Annotated in this window: 1 protein-coding gene and 1 pseudogene; both read left to right on the forward strand. The window is 36.3% G+C overall.

Annotation, left to right across the window (positions count from 1 at the left end; all coding sequences use genetic code 11):
- On the forward strand, positions 1 to 311 hold a 311-nt coding region (locus ABD909_RS07200; protein ID WP_345097267.1), incomplete at its 5' end, for a YadA-like family protein.
- A gap of 892 nt (positions 312 to 1203) precedes the next feature.
- Positions 1204 to 2833 (forward strand): annotated as a pseudogene (locus ABD909_RS07205) (hypothetical protein); the annotation flags it as partial.

A 2833-nucleotide genomic window follows, 5' to 3' on the forward strand; every position in this document is an offset into this window, starting at 1 on the left:
ACAATGGGGTTAGTGAGTCGAAAGCCTATACAGATATGAAATTTGAGACATTAAATTATGCAGTTGAGGATGTCCGTAAGGAGGCAAGACAGGCGGCAGCTATTGGCTTGGCGGTATCTAATTTACGTTATAATGATTCACCTGGAAAATTAAGTGTCGCATTTGGTAGTGGTATATGGCTTAATCAAACTGCCTTTGCTATCGGTGCTGGTTATACATCGGAAGATGGAAATATCCGCTCTAGCCTATCTGTAACAAGTGCTGGAGGTCGTGTGGGTGTGGGTGTGGGATTAAGCCTAACACTAAATTAACAAATAAAAGCAAAACAACTTATTCCTCTTTGCCCTTGCTGAATCTAAGCAAGGGTAAAACTTCTTCATTGCAAATTCCAATATAAATCTAAGCTACGCAAAAAATCTTTCGAGCATTGTTGCACATAACTAAAGCTTTAGTTGTATTAAGATGTTTCCCCAAAATATCTCAAAAGAATCACTTCTTGCTTTTATTCTGTGGATACATTTTAAAAAAGCAATAAAAACCACTTCAAATAAGACTCATTTTGTTATAGGCAAAGAATCATTTCGTTATAAAGCAAACTAATTCTTAAGAGGGGGTGTCACAATGTATTTACAATATACTGAACTCCAAAAACCATTCTATTAGCTCTGTTGCAAATCACACAAAATAAAGCCACAAACATTGTCTTTAAAAACAAACATCCGTAGCTGTTTTTTGTAACAACATATCAGATTAAATCAAAACACTTACCTTTCTTACGAAGAGAGGGAAAGTTTTTTCCTATCTGTATCTTTAACTCTTGTTGATGAGCGTAAGACAAAAATCTTTACATATCATCGCACACTCTAATCTAAACATTATTCTATAGCCTATGTACGAAAACGGATCCTTAACTAGTATTAAAATATGTCTTTTTTATGTTTTATCAGTATGTGCAAATTTGTTTGTGAGGTTGATTATAAGAAAAGCACTTTGGCTGAAAGTGAAATGGTTCAAAATTTTGCCAGCTCAATGGTTGGTTATTTCTGATTGCGGCTTTGTAGAAATTCGAAGAAGTTTTTTTGTTCATCGTGGTCATTTAAAATTTTTCACAACAATTCCGACCCCCGCTTCTCAGTTTTTTCGTACTAAAAGTTTCTTTTCGAACGTTTTTAATATGTTTTTTATTTTTTGCAGGGGAATGTTATGGAAAAATTATATGCCACACAAAAAGCGAGTGATATAAAATTTTCTCGTTTTTCCATTATAAATGTCTTTTTATTGGCAATAGGCGCATTTTTATCAAATGTTTCACCTGTTTTTGCGAAAAAAATTGATGTATCAGCACAAATTCTTCAAACTACAGAAAAAGTAAAAGCGTTTAAAGAAAATAGCAAAAATATTGTTTCTGCTAATAATAAAGCAAGCTTTTTAATTAATAATTTATCTGCTCAGAGCACTTCTATCATAAATGTTTTAGAAGAAGACGATAGTGCTATATCAAAAAGTGCGCAAAAAATATCAAATGTATTCGTAAAGAAAAATCTAGAGTCTTCTATTGGCGGTGATGATTATAGGAATAACATAGCTTTCTTGAATATTCCTAGTGCATCAGAAGAAAATTATTCAGTAAAATCGAGTGCAAAAGGTTTGGTAGCACCTTACAATGCTAGGGAGGCTACTTTTAGAGATTCTAATATTACTTTTGGTCCGTCCCATAATATTTCTATTGGTGAGGGCGCGTTTACAGGTTCAAACATAGGAAATGCTATTGCTTTAGGCTATATGGCTGAAGCATCAGGTGGGAATAGCATCGCAATAGGTTCGCAATATAATGCGGGGACAGGTATTACGCGCGCGACTGCTGCTTTTTCAACGGCTGTAGGAAGTTTTTCTGAAGCTGTAGCATTTAATGCTACTACTTTCGGTGCAAGAGCGAGTGCGCAGGGCAAAAATAGTCTTGCCGTGGGGTATGATGCAACTACAATACCTTCAGGAAGTAGCTCTTTAGGCGCTTTTTCAAAAACATTTGTTGAGGAGGGTGTTGCTTTAGGTGGTTGGTCTGTTGCGGATAGACCTGCCGGTATCGTTGGTTTTAATCCTATCCTTAAAGGTCCTGCAACTCAAACGGATATAACATGGAGAAGCACTGCAGGTGCCGTTAGTATTGGTAATGACTCTGGAAAAAAAACACGGCAAATTACGGGAGTTGCAGCTGGTAGTGCAGACACTGATGCAGTAAATGTTACGCAACTAAAGTCATTACAAAACTATATAGACAAAGGTTGGAAGCTGTCTGTTAATGGCCAGAACATGAAAACTGTTAGTACAAACGGTCTTGTAGATTTAGCAGCTGGGAGTGGTAACCTCAACATTACAAAATCTGCTCAAGACAATAAGGTACAGTTTGATTTAGCACGTGATATTAAGCTGAATAGCGTACAGACGGGATTAAGTAATTTAACCGGATCTGGTTTAATAATTGAAAATGGTCCACAAGTAACCCTTGGTGGCATTTATGCTGGAGAGAAAAAAATAATGGGATTGGCTCCAGGAGTTGCTTCAAATGATGCAGTAAATGTTGCACAGTTGCGGAGTGTTGAACAAAAAATAACTGGAGGTGGCAGTGATCTTATTGAACAAGATCCTAAGACAAAGAATATCAAGATAGGGGCAAAAAAAGATGGCACTGAAGTTAATATTGCCAATAAAGATAAAGAGGATCGTAGGCTTTCAGGAGTTAAGGCAGCAGAAAAAGGGAATGAAGCAGTTAATAAAGAGCAACTTGATCAAGGTTTGAAGGATCTTTCTAACAGTTTTCAGTCAGATGGTTCAG

The organism is Bartonella acomydis, from assembly GCF_039543025.1.
Taxonomy (GTDB): domain Bacteria; phylum Pseudomonadota; class Alphaproteobacteria; order Rhizobiales; family Rhizobiaceae; genus Bartonella; species Bartonella acomydis.